This window comes from Pseudomonas sp. R4-15, assembly GCF_055768815.1.
Genome location: NZ_CM147293.1, coordinates 4520979 through 4541426, shown reverse-complemented (window position 1 = coordinate 4541426; position 20448 = coordinate 4520979). Strand labels below are relative to the sequence as shown.

Annotated in this window: 17 protein-coding genes and 2 pseudogenes; 8 read left to right on the top strand and 11 right to left on the bottom strand. The window is 59.7% G+C overall.

Going from position 1 to position 20448, the window contains the following annotated elements; genetic code table 11:
* Nucleotides 1-15 precede the first annotated feature (15 nt).
* A complete protein-coding gene (locus ACYRGX_RS21890) occupies nt 16-4692 on the top strand; it encodes an AAA domain-containing protein (RefSeq protein WP_473054521.1) in 4677 nt (1558 codons plus the stop codon).
* Entirely contained in the window at nt 4689-6122 is a 1434-nt protein-coding gene (locus ACYRGX_RS21885) for a hypothetical protein (protein WP_473054520.1), read from the top strand. Before ACYRGX_RS21890 ends, ACYRGX_RS21885 begins: the two co-directional genes overlap by 4 nt.
* Nucleotides 6123-6286: 164 nt before the next feature.
* Here the strand turns inward: ACYRGX_RS21885 and ACYRGX_RS21880 are convergent.
* From ACYRGX_RS21880 to ACYRGX_RS21860, 5 genes and pseudogenes are all read right to left on the bottom strand, one after another.
* Nucleotides 6287-6583, bottom strand: a pseudogene (locus ACYRGX_RS21880) (IS3 family transposase); the annotation flags it as partial.
* A complete protein-coding gene (locus ACYRGX_RS21875) occupies nt 6582-7961 on the bottom strand; it encodes an IS30 family transposase (protein WP_473054519.1) in 1380 nt (459 codons plus the stop codon). The pseudogene ACYRGX_RS21880 and the gene ACYRGX_RS21875, both read right to left, overlap by 2 nt.
* Before the next feature lie 68 nt (nt 7962-8029).
* Nucleotides 8030-8895: pseudogene (locus ACYRGX_RS21870) on the bottom strand (IS3 family transposase); the annotation flags it as partial.
* A gap of 147 nt (nt 8896-9042) precedes the next feature.
* Nucleotides 9043-9570, bottom strand: coding sequence for an inorganic diphosphatase (gene ppa / locus ACYRGX_RS21865; protein ID WP_473054518.1), 528 nt, complete (start codon nt 9568-9570; stop codon nt 9043-9045).
* A gap of 186 nt (nt 9571-9756) precedes the next feature.
* Nucleotides 9757-10554, bottom strand: a complete 798-nt coding sequence (locus ACYRGX_RS21860; protein ID WP_473056755.1) for a M90 family metallopeptidase — start codon at nt 10552-10554, stop codon at nt 9757-9759.
* A 128-nt stretch (nt 10555-10682) separates the two neighbouring features.
* On the opposite strand from ACYRGX_RS21860, the gene mpl reads away from it, so the two are divergent.
* From mpl to ACYRGX_RS21845, 3 genes are read left to right on the top strand one after another with little or no spacing between them, the layout of a single operon-like run.
* Nucleotides 10683-12038, top strand: a complete 1356-nt coding sequence (gene mpl / locus ACYRGX_RS21855; protein WP_473054517.1) for a UDP-N-acetylmuramate:L-alanyl-gamma-D-glutamyl-meso-diaminopimelate ligase — start codon at nt 10683-10685, stop codon at nt 12036-12038.
* A 10-nt stretch (nt 12039-12048) separates the two neighbouring features.
* On the top strand, nt 12049-12678 hold the full coding sequence (gene ubiX / locus ACYRGX_RS21850; protein WP_473054516.1) for a flavin prenyltransferase UbiX: 630 nt from the start codon (nt 12049-12051) through the stop codon (nt 12676-12678).
* Nucleotides 12675-12959, top strand: coding sequence for a YceK/YidQ family lipoprotein (locus ACYRGX_RS21845; RefSeq protein WP_473054515.1), 285 nt, complete (start codon nt 12675-12677; stop codon nt 12957-12959). Before ubiX ends, ACYRGX_RS21845 begins: the two co-directional genes overlap by 4 nt.
* Nucleotides 12960-12969: 10 nt before the next feature.
* On the opposite strand, the gene ACYRGX_RS21840 is transcribed toward ACYRGX_RS21845, so the two are convergent.
* The 4 genes from ACYRGX_RS21840 to ACYRGX_RS21825 all read right to left on the bottom strand — a co-directional run bounded on the left by ACYRGX_RS21840 (nt 12970) and on the right by ACYRGX_RS21825 (nt 16585).
* Nucleotides 12970-13914, bottom strand: a complete 945-nt coding sequence (locus tag ACYRGX_RS21840) for a 2-hydroxyacid dehydrogenase (RefSeq protein WP_473054514.1) — start codon at nt 13912-13914, stop codon at nt 12970-12972.
* Complete coding sequence (locus ACYRGX_RS21835) at nt 13911-14387, bottom strand: YbaK/EbsC family protein (RefSeq protein ID WP_473054513.1); 477 nt, start codon at nt 14385-14387, stop codon at nt 13911-13913. The genes ACYRGX_RS21840 and ACYRGX_RS21835 overlap by 4 nt, the downstream gene beginning before the upstream one ends.
* Before the next feature lie 69 nt (nt 14388-14456).
* Nucleotides 14457-15098, bottom strand: a complete 642-nt coding sequence (locus ACYRGX_RS21830; RefSeq protein WP_473054512.1) for a Rossmann-fold NAD(P)-binding domain-containing protein — start codon at nt 15096-15098, stop codon at nt 14457-14459.
* A gap of 68 nt (nt 15099-15166) precedes the next feature.
* A complete protein-coding gene (locus ACYRGX_RS21825) occupies nt 15167-16585 on the bottom strand; it encodes a C13 family peptidase (RefSeq protein ID WP_473054511.1) in 1419 nt (472 codons plus the stop codon).
* Nucleotides 16586-16668: 83 nt separating this feature from the next.
* Here ACYRGX_RS21825 and ACYRGX_RS21820 point away from each other — a divergent pair, with 83 nt between their 5' ends.
* Genes ACYRGX_RS21820 through ACYRGX_RS21810 form a run of 3 tightly spaced genes read left to right on the top strand, consistent with a single transcriptional unit; the run spans nt 16669 to nt 18333 of the window.
* The gene (locus ACYRGX_RS21820; RefSeq protein WP_473054510.1) at nt 16669-17034 is read left to right on the top strand and encodes a CidA/LrgA family protein; all 366 of its coding nucleotides are present in this window, start codon (nt 16669-16671) and stop codon (nt 17032-17034) included.
* Entirely contained in the window at nt 17031-17747 is a 717-nt protein-coding gene (locus tag ACYRGX_RS21815; protein WP_473054509.1) for an LrgB family protein, read from the top strand. Before ACYRGX_RS21820 ends, ACYRGX_RS21815 begins: the two co-directional genes overlap by 4 nt.
* A gap of 7 nt (nt 17748-17754) precedes the next feature.
* Nucleotides 17755-18333, top strand: a complete 579-nt coding sequence (locus ACYRGX_RS21810) for an LON peptidase substrate-binding domain-containing protein (protein ID WP_473054508.1) — start codon at nt 17755-17757, stop codon at nt 18331-18333.
* 5 nt (nt 18334-18338) lie between these two features.
* Here the strand turns inward: ACYRGX_RS21810 and ACYRGX_RS21805 are convergent, their stop codons facing one another.
* Nucleotides 18339-19658, bottom strand: a complete 1320-nt coding sequence (locus tag ACYRGX_RS21805; protein ID WP_473054507.1) for a bifunctional DedA family/phosphatase PAP2 family protein — start codon at nt 19656-19658, stop codon at nt 18339-18341.
* Nucleotides 19655-20350, bottom strand: a complete 696-nt coding sequence (locus tag ACYRGX_RS21800; protein WP_473054506.1) for a DNA-3-methyladenine glycosylase — start codon at nt 20348-20350, stop codon at nt 19655-19657. Before ACYRGX_RS21800 ends, ACYRGX_RS21805 begins: the two co-directional genes overlap by 4 nt.
* Between the last annotated feature and the right edge of the window lie 98 nt (nt 20351-20448).

Genomic DNA, 20448 nt, shown 5'->3' with positions numbered 1-20448 from the left:
AACAGCTCAGGGATAATGAAAAGAGAGATTAAGGGAGTTGAAGCCCTATCCAAGTCCCTCCCCCAAGAGTGGCTGCTCTATGTTGCACTAAATTGCTTTCCTAGGGGTCAAGACCCTATGGAAATCGACGCAATAGTGGTGATGGACGATAGAGTTCTAATACTAGAAATAAAAGACTGGAATGGAAAGCTGACACATCAGAACGACAGATGGTTAATTGGCCGTCAAAATAGAGGGCGATCAGCTGTTATCCAAGCAAGCGAAAAAGCAAAAAAACTAAAGACCGTATTAAAAGGCGAGCTTGGCGCCATCGGAAGCCAGCTCTATGTTGATCACCGCGTGGTTCTAACAGGAAGTGCAACCAAGCAATTCCTTCACCCCTCGGAGACCTATTACGTATGGAGTCTAAATGAAGCCTGCTCTATCGCTACACCGACCAAAAAGCGAGAGCTCCTAAAACAGACAAAGCTTGGAATTCTAAAACTATACCAACTAGAAACCGAGTTTGAGAAAGCTTTTGGCAACACAAAGTTGTTTCAACCACTTGAAGCAGATTGGTCGGGATACCAAGTTATCGAGCCCGACCTATTTAAACACCCTAAAGGGGTCTGGTCTGACCACAGAGCAGAGCGAAAAGCAGAGACTAGACTAAAAGCAATAGTTAGAACCTGGTCATTTGAAAATTTACCGGTCGGTTTAAACAGTCCTGATAGGCGCCAATTTATTGCCCTCCGAGAAACCAAGGCATTTGCTCATCTACAGGAAAAGGAAAGCAGCCTAGTCTCCGGAAATAAATTACTAAGGGAAATATCAACCCCTCACGAAGAAATTTCCACACATCATTTTGAAATTAGGGCTATATCCCAAGGCTGGAGCACCCTCGATCGTTATTTGGAGCGCGCTCATGAAGATCTATCGATATCCGATAGATTGGTAATAACCTCAGGACTTCTAAATATAGTCTCTCAGTTACACCAACATCAAATCTCACACCGAGACTTAGGAGCACGCTGCTTGTGGATTGGCAGCCCAAGTGATATTTCAGCAACAGGATTAATGTGCTCTCAAATCCCTGATCAAGAATCCGTAGTCGACTGGCTAACATCTCTACGAGGTTACTCACCAGACCTACCAGAGGATATTTCACCAAATAGCACACCGAGCACCGGGCAACAGCGCGATGTTTATATGTGCGCATATCTAGCAACATTAATATTAACAGGGAGCCCACCTGGCAGAGATAGTTCCTCCTTGGAATCATCCCTCCTCCCAGAATTACTACACTTAAAAGGCTGGATCACAAAGGGTCTTTCCGAGGCGCCGCACGAAAGATACTGCGACGCCATAACAATGACCGAAGATTTCTCTAATCTCATCGAGGGCAACCAAAGAGAATCTATTGACCAATCCCTTTTAGACAGATTCGAAACAGATATAATTCCATATCAACGCTGGCCGATGAAATCGCCGCTATCGACAAAAGCGAGCTGCTCCGTATATATCACCGCCCATGATTCAAATAGTGACCTAACTGTTAAAGTATGGAATGGTGTATTACGCGGATTATCTACAGCGACAGACCTTGCATTATTCAGCTTATTAGATAGCGCGCACAGGCTAAAATCCTCCCCAATTCCTGGAGTCCCCAAGTTCCTAGATACTGGCCTATCTCCAATAGGCCCCTATGTGATCTATGAGTATTGTGAAGGAACACCTATAGGTAAAATAGAGAACTTAAGCCCTCAAGACATCTTGAGCATAGCCCTGCAGATCCTGAACGCTGTCACAGCCCTACATGACCTTGGCTGCGACCATGGTGATATATCACCATCCAACATTATCTTTAACGAAGCTACAAATGAAACCTACATACTAGATCCATTTGACATATCTCCTGTTGGCTCTGGGGAGATCAGAACACCAGCAATGTGCCCACCTAATTGGGAGAGAATGCCTCAACAATCATTAGATCGGTACGCTGCGCTAAAAATCATTACAAACCTGCTCACACAACACCCGTCCGATCAAACAAGAGAAATCCTTACATTTTTACTAAAAGAAACTGAACGACCTATAATAGAGTCCCTAGAGCCCGCATTACACTCAATCAAAGAATGCATAAATAGAATAAATACACCTCCAGCATCTCGCTTCAAAGTTTATCTAAAACACACTCCCGGCGAATACACCACAGGACGTGGCTTCTACCTTTCAAGGACAGAACCAGACGCTGATACCGAGCAATTCACATTAACCTCACCACACATACAGATAATAATCGAAGGAGATAGAGCAAATTCAAAATCATTGAAACATCAAAAACCCCACTTCACGGCCTTGGCGCACGCCTCTGTTACTGGGCAAGCGATAGATATAGAAGTAGAAATAGAAGAATCAAAGCAGGACTCATTTGATGACATCTATCATTATTTAAGGGGTATTACTGGACAAGCGAAAATCCAGACATTCCCCTTAAAGCCGAAACCCCATTCAAGCAAACTTGATGTCGAGCGACACTGGCGAACTATCATGGACTTGGAGGAGCAAGATCGTATCGAAATTGAGTTAACAAGACTTATCGCAAGTTCGGACGGCACTTCAATATATAAGTATGAGAATACAAGAAAGGAGTTCGACTTCGACCCCGACGACACAGTTGAAGTTTACTCAACTTCTAACAAACGTATCGGCGAAGTAGAGTACAGCCTTAGCAGCTTTCCCGGAACAATTGCAATTCGTGGAAATGGGCGGCGCCTCTCGGAAGGAGATATAGTTCAACTGGTAGATAGAAGAGCCCAAACCTCTATTGACAGAAGAACAAAAGCTGTTGATCGGATCCTAGACAGACGATCTGCCATTCCTGACCTTATTGACTACTTTCACTCAAATACCGACAAACATCCAACCGATTTTGAAGTAGAAATACCCGAAGAAGACCTAAAAAAATACAATCTAAACGAAGGACAAAAATCGGCCTTCCGAAAATTACTGCGTTATGGTCCAGTCGGTTTGTTGCAGGGCCCACCTGGGACAGGAAAAACTAGATTCATTGCATCCTTTGTGCACTGGCTACTGACAACAGGCGGAAGCCAAAGAATACTAATTGCCAGCCAATCACACGAAGCGGTAAACAATGCAATTGAATCTTTACTATCTTTGTATAAACAATTCGGTGGCCGCCCAAACCTACTGAGAATTGGTTCAAAAGGAATCACAGAAAAAATAAAACCGTACCATTCTGCAGAGCTTAGAGAGCGCTACAGAGTACGCTTCGAGGCTGCCGCAAAGTTCAGATATTCGCAACTCACATCAGCAAAAGGTATCGCACGACCTTTTGCCAGTGAACTTTTCGACCTAGATAGCAGTGTAGGCTTATCAGCCAGAAGATGTTATGCCGCTCAAAATGCGGGCACCTTGGATCTCGATGAGTCTAGCCCTGAACGTGAACGAACTCTTAATCAGATTGCGAGACTTGAGTCTGCATTTCATGCAGCAGCAAAACAGACGCTCGGACGTGAGGTTAATGTAAAGCTTCCGCTAGAAGAGCTGGACTACGCAGTAGAAGAACTGACCCAAAAGCATACAGGTGTTTCCCCTGCCGACGCGAATTCAGCTAGAAAATCTTTAACGTTAACTAGAGACTGGCTGAGTGCATTATCGTCCCCACAACGCAACTTTGAAGAATTTCTAGCCAAAACAAGAAATATCGTTACCGCTACATGCGTCGGTGTTGGGCAAACAAAAATCAGGATCGACACCCAAATTTTTGACTGGGTTATTGTCGACGAAGCAGCCAGATGTACACCAGGCGAACTAGCTGTGCCCATTCAAATGGCAAGAAGAGTGCTCTTAGTAGGAGATCATCTCCAGCTAAAGCCAATGCTTAGCAGAGATATAGCATATCAGCTATCCGAAAAACTCGGCGAAGTAGAGGCTGAGCAAGTTCAAATAAGTGACTTCGAGCGCACGTTTACCTCACCATACGGCAATACAATTGGCTCTCGATTCACTGAACAATATCGAATGGATCCAGCCATCTGCAAGATGGTGTCTTCATGCTTCTACGAGCCGCATGAAGTCAAGCTCGAAACATCACCAATGCGACAACAAGGGATTTCTTTTGACAGCTCGATAAGCAACATTCTTAAGAACCCTATTACATGGATTGACACTTCTGCACACCCTGAAGAATGCGAGAAAAGACCTGCCGGCGAAACAACTCGCCACAACAACTCAGAAATTGAAGCAATCCTACGTACACTTGAGATAATTAGCGAAGACAAAGAAATAACCGCCCAACTATACAAACTCGACGAAGAAACCCCTATCGGTGTGATCTGCATGTATGCCGGTCAAAAAAGAAAGCTAGAAATCGCATGGGCAAAACATGCGTGGGATCCAAAGTTCAGGAGAATGGTTCGCATAGATACCGTGGACTCCTATCAAGGAAAAGAGAACTCAATAGTAATTCTATCTTTGGTAGCCAGCAATCACATAAAGGATACTGGGCACGTCGGCTCGCCAAATCGATGTAATGTTGCTGTCTCTCGCGCAAAAGCCAGACTTATCATAATAGGATCAGCACGCATGTGGAGTTCGGTCTCAAATAGATCCCCAATGTCAAAAGTACTACATCACTTAAAATCACACCCGGAACACTCTAAAGTAATTCCCATTGAGGACTTATCATGACCGAATACAATCTTGATATAGACCTTGCTCAGCCAATTTTAATTAACACCTTTGGATTTAATATCCCATGCAGGGAATTCATCATATCCGCACAGATCACAAAAGACAGGCGAATGCCTGTTGTAGACGAGTTTGTCCTTCGAGTACTAAATACCATTGAGCAAATTAGTATCTCACGCCTCGCTCGCTTCTTTGGATTCGACGGACACGATCTCGGAGTAGTGCTAAATGACTTAAGAGCACGGAGCCTTGTAACAATTACTGGTGATAATGTAGAACTACATCAGTCAGCCCGAGAGTTATTTCGGACAAGTACAGACTCGACCCCAACGCTAACAGTTGTTGATGAATTCCACGCAAAAGTTTGGTTCGATCTCATAAGCCAAAGCATGATAGCCTCTCGCGGCCTTCATAGTGCAAGAAATTTAATAACCCTGACGCCTATTCCAGCAAGAATGGATATAGAGGCAAACTTCGCCCGAGAAGCCTTTGATGCTAACTTCAAAGACTATTTAAGAAAATTTAGAAAAATAAAGAACCCGGAGCAGTGGAGTCTTTATTCAATTCTAGACGTACAGCCGGGCAGATTTAGCCATGCACAGATTGCTGGAAGCGAGTATCTAACCCTGACGTTAACCCCGAAACTTGAAACCACCCTAACAACTATTGAAGGTGATCGCCCCGGAAAGCTTAGACAGCTTACTGATGCAATGTCCTATGAACTCAGAAAATTAGACCGCCCTGCTGCAACAGTTGCCGCACGCAAAGAGTACTCTCGACTAGTAAGCATCGACTCACTAGAAAAAGCGACATCTCAGGATGGATATTTAGATCTTCATAAGTGGCTCGACATTGAAAGCGGCCTTTGCGACTCGCAAAATAGACCATTCATTGGCTACCCATATCTTGACCATAACAGAAAAGCCTTACTCGAGCTTATTTCAAACTCAGACATCCCTAAAGCAAACGAAACACAAGAGCCTAGTTTTTTTTGGTTACGCCCTGGCGGATCGTCTTGGGGAGCAACAGAAGACTTAAACTACCTCTTGGGAGATCTTAGAGCTTTAGTCAGAAGGTGGTCAGGCAGCCCCCAATCCCTTTCTACCTCGCTACTATTACCAGCGTCACTTAAAACAAAATCAGCCAAGGCATTTAACCGAATTTTTGACAACGGCCTATACATAAACCCAGGGCGCCAAACAAATTCTGTAGAAATTTTGGCCATGAAAGACTTCTTCGCAATGGTGACTGTAATGGCACCATTATCAGACTCAGTTTCAATTCCTGTCGGAAGAATGACCACATCCAAGACCCTAATAAATCAAATTATAAAAAGATCTCACCTCGAAAAGCTGCAAAATGAAGAATCAACCACGGCCTGGACTAGAGAATCGCGAAAGAGAGATAATTACAAAGAAAACTCTACATAATTATTTGTAGTAATAGCTTCTGCAATTTAAGACACTGCATCCCCAACACTGGCCCCAAGCCGGTGTTGGGATAGGATGGCAACTAATTCCGATCCTCTTCACTAGCCAACCTAATCCTCCTTGCCCTAGCTACGCAATCCAGAGCATGAATCGCCCCGGTTTTCCTAGACACTTTCCAAGCTCTGGAAATACCGCTTTTCAAAATCCACTGGCGATAGCTGCATAGCGCTGCTGTGCCGGCGTTTAGGATTATAAAACATCTCGATGTAATCGAACACATCAGCGCGTGCTTCTTCCCGATTGCCGTAGGTTTTCCGTCTAATGCGTTCGCGCTTCAGCGGTTGGAAAAAGCTTTCTGCCACGGCGTTGTCGTGACAGTTACCGCGCCGGCTCATGCTACTGATCAGGTTGTTGGCCTTAAGGAAACTTTGCCAGTCCAGGCTGCTGAACTGGGCGGATTCAACCGGCCGTCGCAACACTGCGTTGCTGAATAGATTTCAGATAGTCGTTCAGTGCCTCGGCAGGTGTTTTCCAGCCGAGTGTTTTTCTGGGTCTAGTGTTCAGCGTATGGGCTACGGCTTGGATCTCTTGGTCACTCCAACGAGACAGGTCAGTGCCTTTCGGAAAATATTGCCGCAGAAGACCGTTTGTATTCTTGTTCGTACCGCGCTGCCATGGACTGTGAGGGTCGGCAAAGAAGACTTTCACTCCAGACTCGATGGTAAAGCGGACGTGATCCGATAGCTCCTTTCCGCGATCCCAAGTCAGTGATTGCCACAGCTGAACGGGCAAGCCAGTTACGGCCTTCTTCAGAGCATTGGTCATGGTGACAGCACCGTAGCCAGCAAGAGCGGGGCCGTTCTTCGTCCGGGGAGTCAGCCCGTAACCTTCCTCGCGAGGCAGATGAGCGAGCATGGTAAATCGGCTTGACCGCTCGACCAGCGTCCCGATCGCGGATCGGTTCAGGCCAATGATCAGGTCACCCTCCCAATGCCCTGGTAAGGCACGATCTTCCACCTCAGCAGGGCGGCTGGAAATCATGACGTCCTCGCTGACATGTGCCCATGATTTGGCCTGCGCCCTGGCTCTTGGTACGCGCAACGCCCGCCCAGTACGCAGGCAACTCACCAACTCGCGCTTGAGAGCGCCTCGCCCCTCAATGTAGAGAGCCTGATATATAGCTTCGTGAGAAATACGCATGGACTCGTCATCCGGGAAGTCGATTTGCAGCCGGTTGGCAATCTGTTCAGGCGACCAACCATTGACCCATTTACGGTCACCGCGATGTGGTTTATTTCGCCCCTTGAACGGTGCCTGTAGAGGCCCGGCAATCTCACGGCCATTAGCTTCATGAACCTTGCCTTCCAAGCGCTCTTGCACGTAATGGCGCAGTCGCGGGTTGGTCACCAGTTTCGCCGGCTTCGGTCTCTTGGCAACCAGTTCCGCCTTCCACTGCGCGACTGAAGCGCGATACTCGAGTCGGCCGCTACGAGTTGCTGCGTTACGAGTCAGCTCCCGTGAAACTGTCGACGGACTTCGTCCAAGACGGCGAGCAATCTCACGCACACCAACACCTTGCACCCGGAACAGCCCGATTTCCTCTCGCTCAGCGAACGACAAGTACCTTCCTGATATGATGTGGTTCGACATGAACAATGGCATCCCGCCGCGATGACGGAACCAGCGTGTGCCCATCGCTGACGATACGCCAATGGCCTCTGCCGCCCTTTCGCTTGTGATCCCGGTTGCGATCTGTTCCCCAAATAGCCGCTCGATCTCACGGCGAAGTGACGGCGCACCTGGCGAGCGCATTGCCCCTCGCCCCGTCAACTTCTGCATCCACCCTGCAGGTCGCCCCATAAACACCTCCATGATCAAAGGTGTTGCCACGACCGGTTGAATCCACCCTGACTGCCCTGGTCTGAGTGAATCATCACTTCCTGCTTGGGCTTACGCCGCCACACCGCCATCAGTAAGGCATCGATCGCGAGGTCGCTGCACATCCGTGGCTTCATCGACCAGCCGACCACCTGGCGTGAAAACAGATCCAGCACCACGGCCAAGTACAGCCAGCCTTCATAGGTGCGAATGTAGGTGATGTCAGTGACCCAGACCTTATTGGGTTCTGCGACCTTGAACTGTCTCTCCAGGCGGTTGGGCGAGGCCACTTTCGGCTTGCCACCGTAATAGCCAGGGCGCCGACGATAGCCGGTCTGCGAACGCAGTTTCTCCAACCTCATCAGGCGGGTCACTCGGTGACGGCCACAGGACTCACCCAACTCACGCAGGTCGTCGTGGATCTTCCGATAACCGTAAACACCACCACTTTCCAGCCACGCATGCTTGATCAACCCAAGCAGACGCTGATCTTCCTTGGCGCGTACGGAGTTTGGCTCGGATAGCCAAGCGTAGTAACCGCTGGGATGCACTTTGAGGGTTTGGCAGAGACGCCGAACCGGATACTCCACCGACAGCTTGTTGATGAAGGCGTACTTCAGCCGGACTCCTTGGCAAAGTACGCGGCGGCCTTTTTTAGGATGTCTCGCTCTTCGGTGACTCGCTTGAGTTCAGCACGCAGACGACGCAGTTCGGACTGCTGATCGTCCTCTTGCTGCCGCTTTCCCTGGGGCTTGCTGTAGCGTTTGATCCAGACATACAGGCTGTGCACCGACATACCTAACCGCGCTGCCACCTCGGCTACAGGAAGGCCACGCTCGGTCACTTGCTTGACCGCTTCGATTTTGAATTCTTCGGGGTAACGCTGGTTGCTCATGGCACCTCCTAATGGGCCTCATTATGAGGCTTGGAGGTGTCTACGAAACTAGGGGCGATTCAATGTTGCCTGGCTTACTTGACTAGACGCTTGCCGCGGATATGAAAAAGCCGGCTCGTGGCCGGCTTTCTCCAGGACGGTCGCAGCTTACTTCTGGTAGGCGGCGACGGCCTTGGTGATCAGGCCGCGGGCTTCTTCGGCGTTGCCCCAGCCTTCGACCTTCACCCATTTGCCTTTTTCGAGATCCTTGTAGTTCTCGAAGAAGTGCTTGATCTGCTCGATCAGCAGGGGTGGCAGGTCGGTGTATTCCTGCACGTCCTTGTAGAGGACGCTCAGTTTGTCGTGCGGGACGGCGACCAGTTTGGCGTCGCCACCGGCTTCGTCGCTCATGTTCAGCACGCCGACCGGACGGGCGCGGATCACCGAACCGGGGGCGACCGGGTAGGGGGTCACGACCAGCACATCGAGGGGGTCTCCATCGTCGGCCAGGGTGTGCGGGATGAAGCCGTAGTTGGCCGGGTAGAACATCGGGGTGGCCATGAAGCGGTCGACCATCAGGCAGTCGCTATCGTGGTCGATTTCGTACTTGATCGGCGCGTGGTTGGCCGGGATCTCGATGGCGACGTAGATGTCGTTGGGCAGGTCTTTGCCAGCCGGGATCTTGCTGTAGCTCATGGGCGTCTCCGAGTGAGAAGGGCCAGAAAAAAGTGGCGGGATTATAGGCGCTTCGCGCGGGATGCGGCTACCGCGAGCGACTTCGACCTTGGTCGGCGCATGCGACCTGTGCTTGGCTGGCTGGGTTCCCGGGGGAGGGCATGGCGTGGGCGCGATGGGAATCGTCGCTGCGCTCCTCGTCCCATCCTACGTGGGGTGCGCGGGTGGGTTGGATTGCAGGCGGGTGAGCGGGTCCTGGCGGTAGAACAGCGCGAGTTGCCGGTAGACCTGTGGATAGGCGGCGGCGAGCAGGTCGGGGGCGCTGAAGAAGTATTCGCTGGTGACGGCGAAGAATTCCGCGGGGTTCTCCGCAGCGTAGGGATCGATGGCGGTCTGCGCGTCGGGATCGGCATCGAGCTGGCGATTGAGGTCGTCATAGGCGCCCTGCAGGGCATCGGCCCAGTCCTTCACGCGCATGTCGTGATGCAGCGGTGGCAGGCCGTTGGCATCGCCGTCGAGCATGTCCAGCTTGTGCGCCAGTTCGTGGATGACCAGGTTGTAGCCCGCCCAGCCGCCGCTCTCGGCAACGCCGGGCCAGGCCAGGATCACCGGCCCCTGTTGCCAGGCTTCGCCGCTGCGGGCGTCGTCCCAGACGTGTTCGACGCCGGCGTCATCGCGGTAACGCTGCGGACTGAGGAAGTCGCCGGGATACAGCACCAGCTCGTGGAAGCCGCGGTACCAATCGGCCTCCGGCAGATGCAGCAGCGGCAGGCAGGCCTGCGCGGCGAGCATGACCCGCGCCTCGTCGTCCAGTTGCAGTCCGCCCAGGGCGGTCAGGCGCTTGCCATGGAGGAACAGTACGCAGCCCTCGGCCAGGCGCTGCAGCTCCTGCGCATCGAGGCCGTCGAGTATCGGCAGGCGCGCGCAGACGCTGGCCCATAGCGCGGAGTCGAGGGCGTTGCGGGCGAGCAGGCGACGGCGGCGCCAGGCGCTGAAGGACCACATGGACGGAAGGTTACCCACGGAGCGTTTCGCGCACCTTACGGGGCGTCGGAGGGCGGGTGCAAGCGCCGGCCTGTGCTAATCTGCGGCCCATTCGCCCGGCCCTGGCCGGGCCGTCTGCAGAGGTATCCATGCATATTCACATCCTCGGCATCTGCGGCACCTTCATGGGCTCGCTGGCGGTGCTGGCCAAGGAACTCGGGCACCGGGTCACCGGCTCCGATGCCAACGTCTATCCGCCGATGAGCACCCAGCTCGAAGCCCAGGGCATCGAACTGCTGCAGGGCTACGCGCCCGCCCACCTGGACCCGGCCCCGGACCTGGTGGTGATCGGCAATGCGCTGTCGCGCGGCAACCCGGCGGTGGAATACGTGCTCGATCGCGGGCTGCCCTACGTCTCCGGCCCGCAATGGCTGGCCGACCACGTGCTGCAGGGGCGCTGGGTGCTCGGCGTCGCCGGCACCCACGGCAAGACCACCACCACCAGCATGCTCGCCTGGGTGCTGGAGCACGCGGGCATGAGCCCGGGCTTCCTGATCGGCGGGGTGCCGCAGAACTTCGGCATCTCGGCGCGCCTGGGCGGCACTGACTTCTTCGTGGTCGAGGCGGACGAGTACGACAGCGCCTTCTTCGACAAGCGCAGCAAGTTCGTCCACTACCGCCCGCGCACGGCGATCCTCAACAACCTGGAATTCGATCACGCGGACATCTTCCCGGACCTCGCCGCCATTGAGCGACAGTTCCACCACCTGGTGCGTACCGTGCCGGGCAGCGGCCTGATCATCCGCCCCGAAGGCGAAGACGCGCTGGCGCGGGTGCTGGAAATGGGCTGCTGGACCCCGGTGCAGACCACCGGCGAGGACGGCGACTGGCAGGTGCGCCTGCTCGCCGAGGATGGCTCGCACTTCGCGGTGATCTTCGAAGGCCGGGTGCAGGGCGAGGTGCGCTGGGAGCTGACCGGCGCGCACAACGTCGCCAACGCCCTGGCGACCCTGGCCGCCGCGCGCCATGTCGGCGTGCTGCCGGAGCAGGGCTGCGCCGCGCTGAGCGCCTTCAAGAGCGTCAAGCGCCGCATGGAAAAGGTCGCCGAGGTCGATGGCATCACCGTCTATGACGACTTCGCCCACCACCCGACGGCCATCGCGACGACCCTCGACGGCCTGCGCAAGCGCGTCGGCGAGGCCCAGGTGATCGCCATCATCGAGCCACGCTCCAACTCGATGAAGCTCGGCGCCCACCGCGACGGCCTGCCGGCCTCGGTGGTGAGTGCCGACGAGGTGCTCTGGTACGCGCCGCCGAACCTGGGCTGGGACCTGGCCGGTACGGCGGCGGCCTGCCCGGTGCCGGCGCAGGTCTGCGACTCGCTGGAGGCGATCATCGAACGGGTACTCGCCGCCGCGAAACCCGGCTGCCAGGTGGTGATCATGAGCAATGGCGGCTTCGGCGGCTTGCACGGCAAGCTCGCTGCGGCCCTGGCCGCACGCTGAGGACGCACGCATGAGCGGACCCGAACGCATCACCCTGGCGATGACCGGCGCCTCCGGCGCGCCCTACGGCCTGCGCCTGCTCGACTGCCTGGTGCAGGAAGAGCGCGAGGTGCATTTTCTCATCTCCAAGGCCGCGCAACTGGTGATGGCCACCGAGACCGACGTGCAACTGCCGGCCAAGCCCCAGGCGATGCAGGCGTTCCTCACCGAATACACCGGCGCCGCGCCTGGGCAGATCCGCGTGTTCGCCAAGGAAGACTGGATGGCCCCGCCGGCCTCCGGTTCCGGCGCGCCGACGGCGATGGTGGTGGTGCCCTGTTCCACCGGTACGCTCTCGGCGATCGCCTGCGGCGCCAGCAACAACCTGATCGAGCGCGCCGCCGACGTGGCCCTCAAGGAGCGCCGCAAGTTGATCCTGGTGCCGCGCGAGGCGCCGTACTCGAGCATCCACCTGGAGAACATGCTCAAGCTCTCCAACCTCGGCGCGATCATCCTGCCGGCGTCGCCGGGCTTCTATCACCAGCCGCAGACCCTCGACGACCTGGTCGACTTCGTCGTCGCGCGGATTCTCAACCTGCTGGAGATTCCCCAGGACATGCTGCCGCGCTGGGGCGAGCATCACCTGGGAGGTGAGGAATGAAACGCGCCGTGGCGCTGCTGTGTTGCGCGCTGCTCAGCGGTTGCGCCAGCGTGCGCACCCTGGATGCGGCCAAGCCAGGCGCGCCGCTGGTCTACGCCGGCACGCGCCTGGACCTCTATGCGATGCACGGCGGTTGTTGCGCGAAGGAACGCTTCGGTGCCGAAGCGCCGTCCCGCCCGGGCCTGGACCTGCCGGCCAGCGCGCTGCTGGATACCCTGCTGCTGCCGTTCTCCCTGGCGGCAGCGCTGCACATCGGCTTCGGTGTGCAGGGCGGGAATTAGTGTCGCGACACTAGTCCGTTACAGGATGCAGCAACGGCTCGCCGGCGAAGTGGCGGCGGGCGTTCTCCAGAAACTGCGTCAGCGAGGCCTGAACCGCCTGCGGTGAACGTGCAGCCACGTGCGGGGTGATGATCAGGTTGTCCAGCTCGATCAGCTCGCGGGGTGGCTCGGGCTCGCTCTCGTAGACGTCCAGCGCCGCGCCGGCCAGGCGCTGGTTGCGCAGGGCATCGGCGAGGGCGGCGGTATCCACCACGCTGCCGCGTGCGACGTTGATCAGGTAGCCGTCGCGGCCCAAGGCCTCGAGTACCCGCGCATCGACCAGGTGATGGGCGTTCGCTCCACCGGGGATCGCCACCAGCAGGCAGTCGCTCCAGCGCGCCAGTTCCAGCAGATCGCCGACGTGGCGGTGGGGGCTGTCCGCGCGCGGGCTGCGGCTGTGGTAGGCCACCTGCATGTCGAAGGCCTCGGCGCGGCGCGCCATGGCCTGGCCGATCGCGCCCATGCCGAGCAGCCCCAGGCGCAGGCCGCCGATGCCCTGCATGTCGCCGAGCACATCGCGCCAGACGCCCTGGCGGCACAGCCGGTCGAGGTTGCGCAGGTCGCGCACGATGGCCAGCAGCAAGGCCATGGCGTGGTCGGCGACGCTGGGTGCGTTGCTGCCGGCCCCGTTGCTCACGGCGATGCCGCGGGCACGGCAGGCGACCCGGTCGATGTTCTCGTAACCCACGCCGAGGGCGGCGACGAACTCCAGCGCCGGCAGCGCGTCGATCAGTTCGGCGGAGAGGCCGATCGGACCGATGGTGAGCATCGCACGCACGTCCGCCGCGCGTTCCTCGACAGCCTGCGCGAGGCTCGCAGCGTCCGGCGCATAGAGCACCTCGAAATGCTCCGCCAGGCGTGCGAGCGACTCGGCGGACAGGGTGTAGCGCACCAGCAGGGTCACGGGCGCACTCATGCCTCGGCCTCCAGTGCCTGGCAGACGTCGACCCACTCGCCGTCGACCAACTCGGCAATGCGCCGCGGTGCCAGGCGTACGGCAGTGTGTACGTCGCCGGCGGCGGGCAGCACTTCATCGAAGACTTGCAGCGAGCGATCCAGATAGACCGGCAGCGGGCTGGCCAGACCGAACGGGCAGACGCCGCCGACCGGGTGACTGGTCAGCGCGACCACGGTCTCGGCGTCGAGCATCTTCGCCTTGCCGCCGAAGGCCTCCTTCATCTTGCGGTTGTCGATGCGCGCGTCGCCGCGGGCGACCAGCAGCAACTCGCGCTCACCTACGCGAAAGGCCAGGGTCTTGGCGATGCGTCCCGGCTCCACGCCGTGGGCTTCGGCGGCCAGCGCCACGGTGGCGGTGCTGGTCTGCAGTTCGATGATCTCCAGGTCCGGCGCCTGCTCGGCGAAGAAGGCGCGGACGGATTCGAGACTCATGGGGCTCTCCCGGTGCGGTACTCAGCACCCGATTATGCGGTGCGCGGGAGGCGAGGGCCAGGCGTGCTCTCAGCGCCCCAGTTCGGCGAGTTCGTCCGACTCGACGATGCGCAGGCCGTGGTCTTCCTCCAGGGCCAGGCGCCACAGGGCATGTGCCAGCTCGCAGGCGCCGATGGCCCGCCATTTGCCGGGGAGCCACTGCATCAGCGGTGCGGCCAGGCGCTCGCCGAGGCGGAACTCCTCGCGGCTGCCCAGCAGCAGGGACGGACGCACCAGGGTCAGCTGCGGCCAGCCCTGCGCCTGCAGTTCCTCCTCCATCTCGCCCTTGACGCGGTTGTAGAACAGCCGTGAGCCGGAGTCCGCGCCCAGTGCGCTGACCACCAGGTAATGCCGTGCGCCCAGTTGCAGCGCCCGGCGGCCGACCTCCAGCACCAGCTCCAGGTCGACGGCGCGGAAGGCCTCCTCGGAACCGGCGCGCTTGAGGGTGCTGCCCAGGCAACTGAAGGCGATGTCGAGCGGACCCTGCAGGGTCGGCAGGGTCTGCGAGAGTTCGCCGACCGGGTTGTCCAGGCGCGCATGGGGCGGCAGCGCGCGACGGGTCGGCGCGATGACCTGGTTCACGCAGGGTTCGCCGAGCAGGCGGTCGAGCAGTTGGCCGCCGGTGAGACCGGTGGCGCCGGCGACGAGAATGCGCTGGGGCGTATGGTGCATGGCGAACTCCTTCTGCGGACACCTGCATTATGGACAACGTCGCGGGGGGATGATCCCCGCGGAGTGTTTCAAGGCGCGGCAAGGGTCTTGCGGTAGTCGTCCCAGGCGCGCAGTACGTCCTGCGCGACCTGCATCTGCGGTTGCGAGGCGGCGAAGCCTTCGGCGCGTTCGCGGTCAGCGATGCGGGCGCTGGCCAGGCGGTAGGCCTTGGCCAGGTCGCCGGTCTGCTGCAGGGCTTCGGCGAAGAAGGCGCGGCCGAAATAGGTGAAGTCGGCTTCTTCGGAGCAGCCGAAGGACACCCGGTCGGCACTCGCCGCGGTGATCACCAGGGTCTTCTCGTCGTCCTTCAAGGGAGTGATGAAGCCGCCGGAATAGCAGGCGGAAACTACCAGGATGCGCCGTCGTTCGCCCAGCACGGCGAGCATCTGCGGCAGCTCGCGGGCATCCAGGTCGAGCAGGTCCAGGCCGGGTTGGGAGAGGCTCAGGGTGTGGTCGTGGCCGCCGTGGCTGGTCAGGTAGATGAAAATGAGGTCTTCCGGGCCGCTGCGTTCGGCCAGTGCCCGCAGGCTGCGGGCGAGGCTCTCGCGGGTGGCCAGGGGGCGGTCGGCGAGGTGCTCGCGATGGTTCACCAGGCGGATCTCCCCGCGCGCGGCGAAGTCCGTGCGCAGCAGATCGGCGACGTAGTCCGCCTCGCGCATGAAGACGCTCTGGCGACCGTCGCCGGCCAGCGTCAGGGCATACAGCTCGACCGCCGACGTGGAGCGAGGCAGCGCCTGCAGCTGCGCCTCCAGCAGGCGGCCCTGGTCGAGCAGGGCCAGTTCCAGCGGGTCGGCCAGGCGCTGGCCGTGTTCGTCCTGCCAGCGCCTGCCGTCGCGCCACAGGCCGGCCTCGCGGGTGCCGTCAGCGGTCGTCAGCACGCCCTCGCCCTCGAAACGACCGGCTTTGAAGTGCCCCTGGTAGACGCCGCCGTCGCTGCGCTGCAGGCGACCTTCGCCGTCGTATTGCCAGTCGACGAAGGCGCCCTGATAGCGATTGCCGTCGAGGTCCTGGTGTTCGCCCGGGCCTTGCAGTGTGCCCTTGGCGAAGGTGCCGCTCCAGCGCTCGCCATCGGCGCTGGTATAGACGCCTTCGCCGGCGAACTGGTCGTCGAGGAAGCCGCCGTCATAGCGGTCGCCCTCGGGACTCAGGTAGCGGCCCTGCCCCTGCAGCAGGCCGTTCTCAAAGCGGCCGGCAAGACGCTCTCCGCTGGCGTCGATGCGCACGCCCAGGCCGTTGGGCTGCCCGTTGGCGAAGTGCCCTTCGTGGCGACTGCCGTCTGCCCGCTCAAGGACGCCCAGCCCGTTGAACTGACCGTCGCGGAACTGGTCCTGGTAGTGGCTGCCGTCGGCTCCGTCCCAGCGCAGCGCTGCGCTTGCGTCGGCGGGCGCGTCGGGTTGGCCGCAGGCGAGCAGGGGCAGGAAGAGGGCAATCAGTAGGAGACGGGACATGCGCGGGGTCCGGCGAACGGGAGAGCAGCGCAGTATGCCCCAGGGCCTGCCTATAATGCCGGGGTTCGCATGAGGAGGGACGCATGCTGCTCCGAGGCCTGACTTGGCTGATCCTGTTTCAATTGCTCGGTACCGCGCTCAACGTGCTGCTGTTGCCGATGCTGCCTGGGCCCATCGTAGGCCTGGTATTGTTGTTCGCCTTTCTGTTGCTGCGGGGTGAGGTCGGCGAGCCGCTGAGTCTGGCCGCCGGCAGCCTGCTGCGCTACCTGCCGCTGATCCTGGTGCCGCCGGCGGTTGGGGTGATGGCCTACGTTTCGCCTATCGCCGAGGACTTCTGGGCGATTGCCGGGGCCTTGCTGCTTTCGCTGTTGCTGTCGCTGGCCTTCACCGGGGTGCTGATGCAGAAACTCATCGAGCGCCAGGCGCGCCGCCGCGGAGCGTCCTCGTGAGCCCGGACTGGCACGGTGCCTGGCAGGCGGTGGCGGAGCATCCGCTGTTCGGGGTGGGCGTCACCCTGGCGGCCTACCAGTTGGCGCTGGCGGGTTACGAACGCACCCGCTGGGTGTTCCTGCAGCCGGTGCTGGTCTCGATGTTGCTGGTGATCGGCGTGCTGTTGGCCTTCGGTATCGACTACGACCATTATCGGGCCAGCGTCAGTCTGCTCAGCGTGCTGCTCGGGCCGGCCACGGTGGCGTTGGCGGTGCCGCTGTTCGTCAACCTGCGGCGTATTCGCCTGCTGTTCTGGCCGATCGTCATCAGCCTGGGCCTGGGCGGTGCCTTCGCCAGCGGCTGTGGCGTGGCCCTGGCCTGGCTCTTCGGTGCCGAGCCGATGGTGCTGGCGACGATGTTGCCCAAGTCGGTGACCTCGCCGATCGCCATGCTGGTGGCCGAGCAGATCGGTGGCGTAGCGGCGCTCGCTGCTGTTTTCGTGATGATCACCGGCATCCTCGGGGCGATACTCGGGCCGGAACTGCTGCGTCGCTGTGGCGTCTCCCATCCAGCGGCCCAGGGCGTTGCGCTGGGCGTGACGGCGCATGCGGTGGGCACCGCGCGCGCCCTGCAGGACAGCGAGGAGGCGGGCGCCTTCGCCGCGCTGTCGATGAGTCTGATGGGCGTGGCCAGCGCCGTGCTGCTGCCGCTGGCGGTGGCCCTGATCGGATGAGGTGAGAATGAGTCTGCCCCTGTTCCCGTTGCATACCGTGCTCTATCCCGGCTGCATGCTCGACCTGCAGATCTTCGAGCCGCGCTACCTGGACATGATCAGCCAATGCCTGCGCCGCGAGCAGGGCTTCGGCGTGGTCTGCATTCTGGAGGGTGAGGAGGTCGGCGAAGCCGTCAGCCACTTCGCCGCCCTGGGCTGCGAGGCGCTGATCCGCGACTGGCAACAGCGTCCCAACGGCCTGCTGGGCATCCGCGTGGAAGGCGGACGGCGCTTTCGAGTGAACCGCGCCGAGGTGCTGGCGGACCAATCGACCCTGGCCGAGGTGGACTGGTTGAGCGAGCCGGTCGAGCGTCCCTTGCAGCCCGAACACGCTGATCTGCTGGCCTTGCTGCAGACGTTGGGTGAGCACCCGCTGGTCGCCGCGCTGGAGATGCCGCTGCAGGTGCAGGGCCAGCGCGCCCTGGCCGACCGCCTGGCCTACCTGCTTCCGTTCAGCCCCGAGGACAAGTTGCAGCTACTGGCGATGAGCGAGCCGGGGCAGCGCCTGGAGCGCATCCAGGAGCTGCTTGGCGAGTTGCAGGAGTAGGCGAGCTAGTAGCGATACTGCATCCACACGCTGGGCAACCCCCAGGCGGCATAGCCGCCCACTAGCAGCAGGCAGAGGGGCAGAATCAGCCACCAGGCCCGTCGCGGCAGCGCCGGGAGGCCGCCTGCGCTGCGTTGCAGCAGGCCCAGTGCCAGGGCGCAGACGCCGCTGGCGAGCAGTGCGCCGCCGATGACGTCAGTGGTCCAGTGCACGCCCAGGTAGACCCGTGACAGGGCGATCCAGAGCGCCGGCAGGCCGGCCAGCAGCAGCCAGGTCAGGCGCAGGCGTGGTGGCTGCCCGCGGCCGGCGAGAATACCGAAGGTCAGGCAGAGGGCGAAGGAGGCGGAGGCGTGGCCGCTGGGGAAACTGTAGGTGTGCAGCGGTTCGAGCAGGACTTCCGGGCGGGCGCGGGCGAAGCTTTCCTTGAGCAGGCGGTTGCCGCAGGCGGTGCCGAGCAGGGCGATGACGGCGAAGGCCAGCGCACGCCACTGGCGCAGTACCAGCAGCAGGGTGCAGAGCAGGGCGGCGACCGCCAACTGCACCTCGAAATCACCCAGGCGGGTAACCGCCATCAGGAAGCGGTCGTGGGCCGGGCTGCGCTGCTCCTGGATCACCTGCAACAGACCGAGGTCGAGAGCCTGCAGATGCGGCAGGCCCAGGGCGAGCGCGGTGAACGCCAGTGCGCAGAGCCCGGCGGCGAGCCAGGGAAGCGCCGCCCAGCGACGCAGGCAGAGCCAGATGAGGCTGCCCAGCAGCAAGGCCAGTACGGCGCAGACCACAGCGGCCTCCGGCCAGAAGTCGGCGGGTAGCGGCAGGCGCAGCGCGGCGCCGGTGGCCCAGCCGGGCAGCAGGTAGGCCACCGCCCAGCCGGCGGACGCCAGCAGGCTGACCAGGACGAAGCGCGGCGCGGGCATGTCGAGCATGCCGGCGACCATCGGCAGCATCGGGCGCAACGGACCAATGAAGCGCCCTACCAAGAGGCTGGCACTGCCGTAGCGGGCGAAGTGCAATTCGGCGCCGACCAACCACTCGGGGTGGCTGCGCAGTCCCGGCAGGCGCCGGATGTTCTGGTGGAAGCGTCGCCCCAGGGCATAGGAGAGCAAGTCGCCACAGAGCCCGCCGGCATAGCCCAGCGCCAGGGTGGTGCCCAGGCCGAGCGGACCGGCGCCGGCCAGCGCGCAGACCGCGAACAGCGCCAGGGTGCCCGGCACCAACAGGCCGACGATGGCCAGGCATTCGCCGGCAGCGATGAGGAAGATGGCCAGGCCGAGCCACTGCGGATGCGCCGCCAGCCAGGTCTGCAACAGGTTGATCCATTCACTCATGGGGTATCCAACACTCGATAGTCGCGGCCTTCGACCTGCCCGCGACGCAACGGGTTGCGTGTGCAGTGGCGGGCGTGCGGATATTCCACGAAACGGTAGGGCAGGTGCTCGTCGCGGCCTATGGGAATGCCCAGGCGGGGGCAGCAGATCACCGCCTCTGGCGCGGCGCCGAGGTCCTCGATGAAGAACTGGCCGGGGTCGAAGGTGCGGGCGTTCCACTCCGGCACTTTCAGGCCGAGGGATTTGCACAACAGCGTCTGGCCGGCGCAGAGGCGCTCGGGCGGACGCGGCGAGCCATCGGCGCGGGGGTTGTTGGCCTGCATGCGCGCCAGGCTGTCCGGGCCGGAGACGGCGTCCTGCCAGGTCAGGGCGGACTTGATCAGCACCGCGTTGCCTTCGCCGCGGGCGCCGACGTTGAGGCTGTCGCCACCGCGCGCGTAGTACATGTAGATCGTCCCGCCGGGGCCGAACAGCGCGCGACGGTTATGGGTGTAGCCGAGCGAGGCATGGCTGCCTTTTTCCGCCAGGTAGTAGGCCTCGGTCTCGATGATGCGCGCCGACAGCCAGAGGCCGTCCTGGTAGCGTCGCAGGATCTTGCCCAGCAGGCGTCTGGCCAGGCTGCAGGCATCGTCGTCGAAGAATTCAGGACCAAGCGGGCGGGCGCCGGGCCAGGGAAGCGAAGTGCTGGGCAAGGGTGAATCCCGCTGCGAGAGGTTGCGTCATCATAACCTCCGGCTTTTCTTTCAACCTTACGCGACGCTGAAGCTGAACACCGCCTGGCGCGCAGGCG

Bases quoted from the DNA above. Each gene is read 5' to 3' on its own strand.
- ACYRGX_RS21890 (WP_473054521.1), top strand. From the start codon at position 16: ATGAAAAGAGAGATTAAGGGAGTTGAAGCCCTATCCAAGTCCCTCCCC.
- ACYRGX_RS21885 (WP_473054520.1), top strand. From the start codon at position 4,689: ATGACCGAATACAATCTTGATATAGACCTTGCTCAGCCAATTTTAATT.
- ACYRGX_RS21875 (WP_473054519.1), bottom strand. From the start codon at position 7,961: ATGCAGAAGTTGACGGGGCGAGGGGCAATGCGCTCGCCAGGTGCGCCG.
- ppa (WP_473054518.1), bottom strand. From the start codon at position 9,570: ATGAGCTACAGCAAGATCCCGGCTGGCAAAGACCTGCCCAACGACATC.
- ACYRGX_RS21860 (WP_473056755.1), bottom strand. From the start codon at position 10,554: ATGTGGTCCTTCAGCGCCTGGCGCCGCCGTCGCCTGCTCGCCCGCAAC.
- mpl (WP_473054517.1), top strand. From the start codon at position 10,683: ATGCATATTCACATCCTCGGCATCTGCGGCACCTTCATGGGCTCGCTG.
- ubiX (WP_473054516.1), top strand. From the start codon at position 12,049: ATGAGCGGACCCGAACGCATCACCCTGGCGATGACCGGCGCCTCCGGC.
- ACYRGX_RS21845 (WP_473054515.1), top strand. From the start codon at position 12,675: ATGAAACGCGCCGTGGCGCTGCTGTGTTGCGCGCTGCTCAGCGGTTGC.
- ACYRGX_RS21840 (WP_473054514.1), bottom strand. From the start codon at position 13,914: ATGAGTGCGCCCGTGACCCTGCTGGTGCGCTACACCCTGTCCGCCGAG.
- ACYRGX_RS21835 (WP_473054513.1), bottom strand. From the start codon at position 14,387: ATGAGTCTCGAATCCGTCCGCGCCTTCTTCGCCGAGCAGGCGCCGGAC.
- ACYRGX_RS21830 (WP_473054512.1), bottom strand. From the start codon at position 15,098: ATGCACCATACGCCCCAGCGCATTCTCGTCGCCGGCGCCACCGGTCTC.
- ACYRGX_RS21825 (WP_473054511.1), bottom strand. From the start codon at position 16,585: ATGTCCCGTCTCCTACTGATTGCCCTCTTCCTGCCCCTGCTCGCCTGC.
- ACYRGX_RS21820 (WP_473054510.1), top strand. From the start codon at position 16,669: ATGCTGCTCCGAGGCCTGACTTGGCTGATCCTGTTTCAATTGCTCGGT.
- ACYRGX_RS21810 (WP_473054508.1), top strand. From the start codon at position 17,755: ATGAGTCTGCCCCTGTTCCCGTTGCATACCGTGCTCTATCCCGGCTGC.
- ACYRGX_RS21805 (WP_473054507.1), bottom strand. From the start codon at position 19,658: ATGAGTGAATGGATCAACCTGTTGCAGACCTGGCTGGCGGCGCATCCG.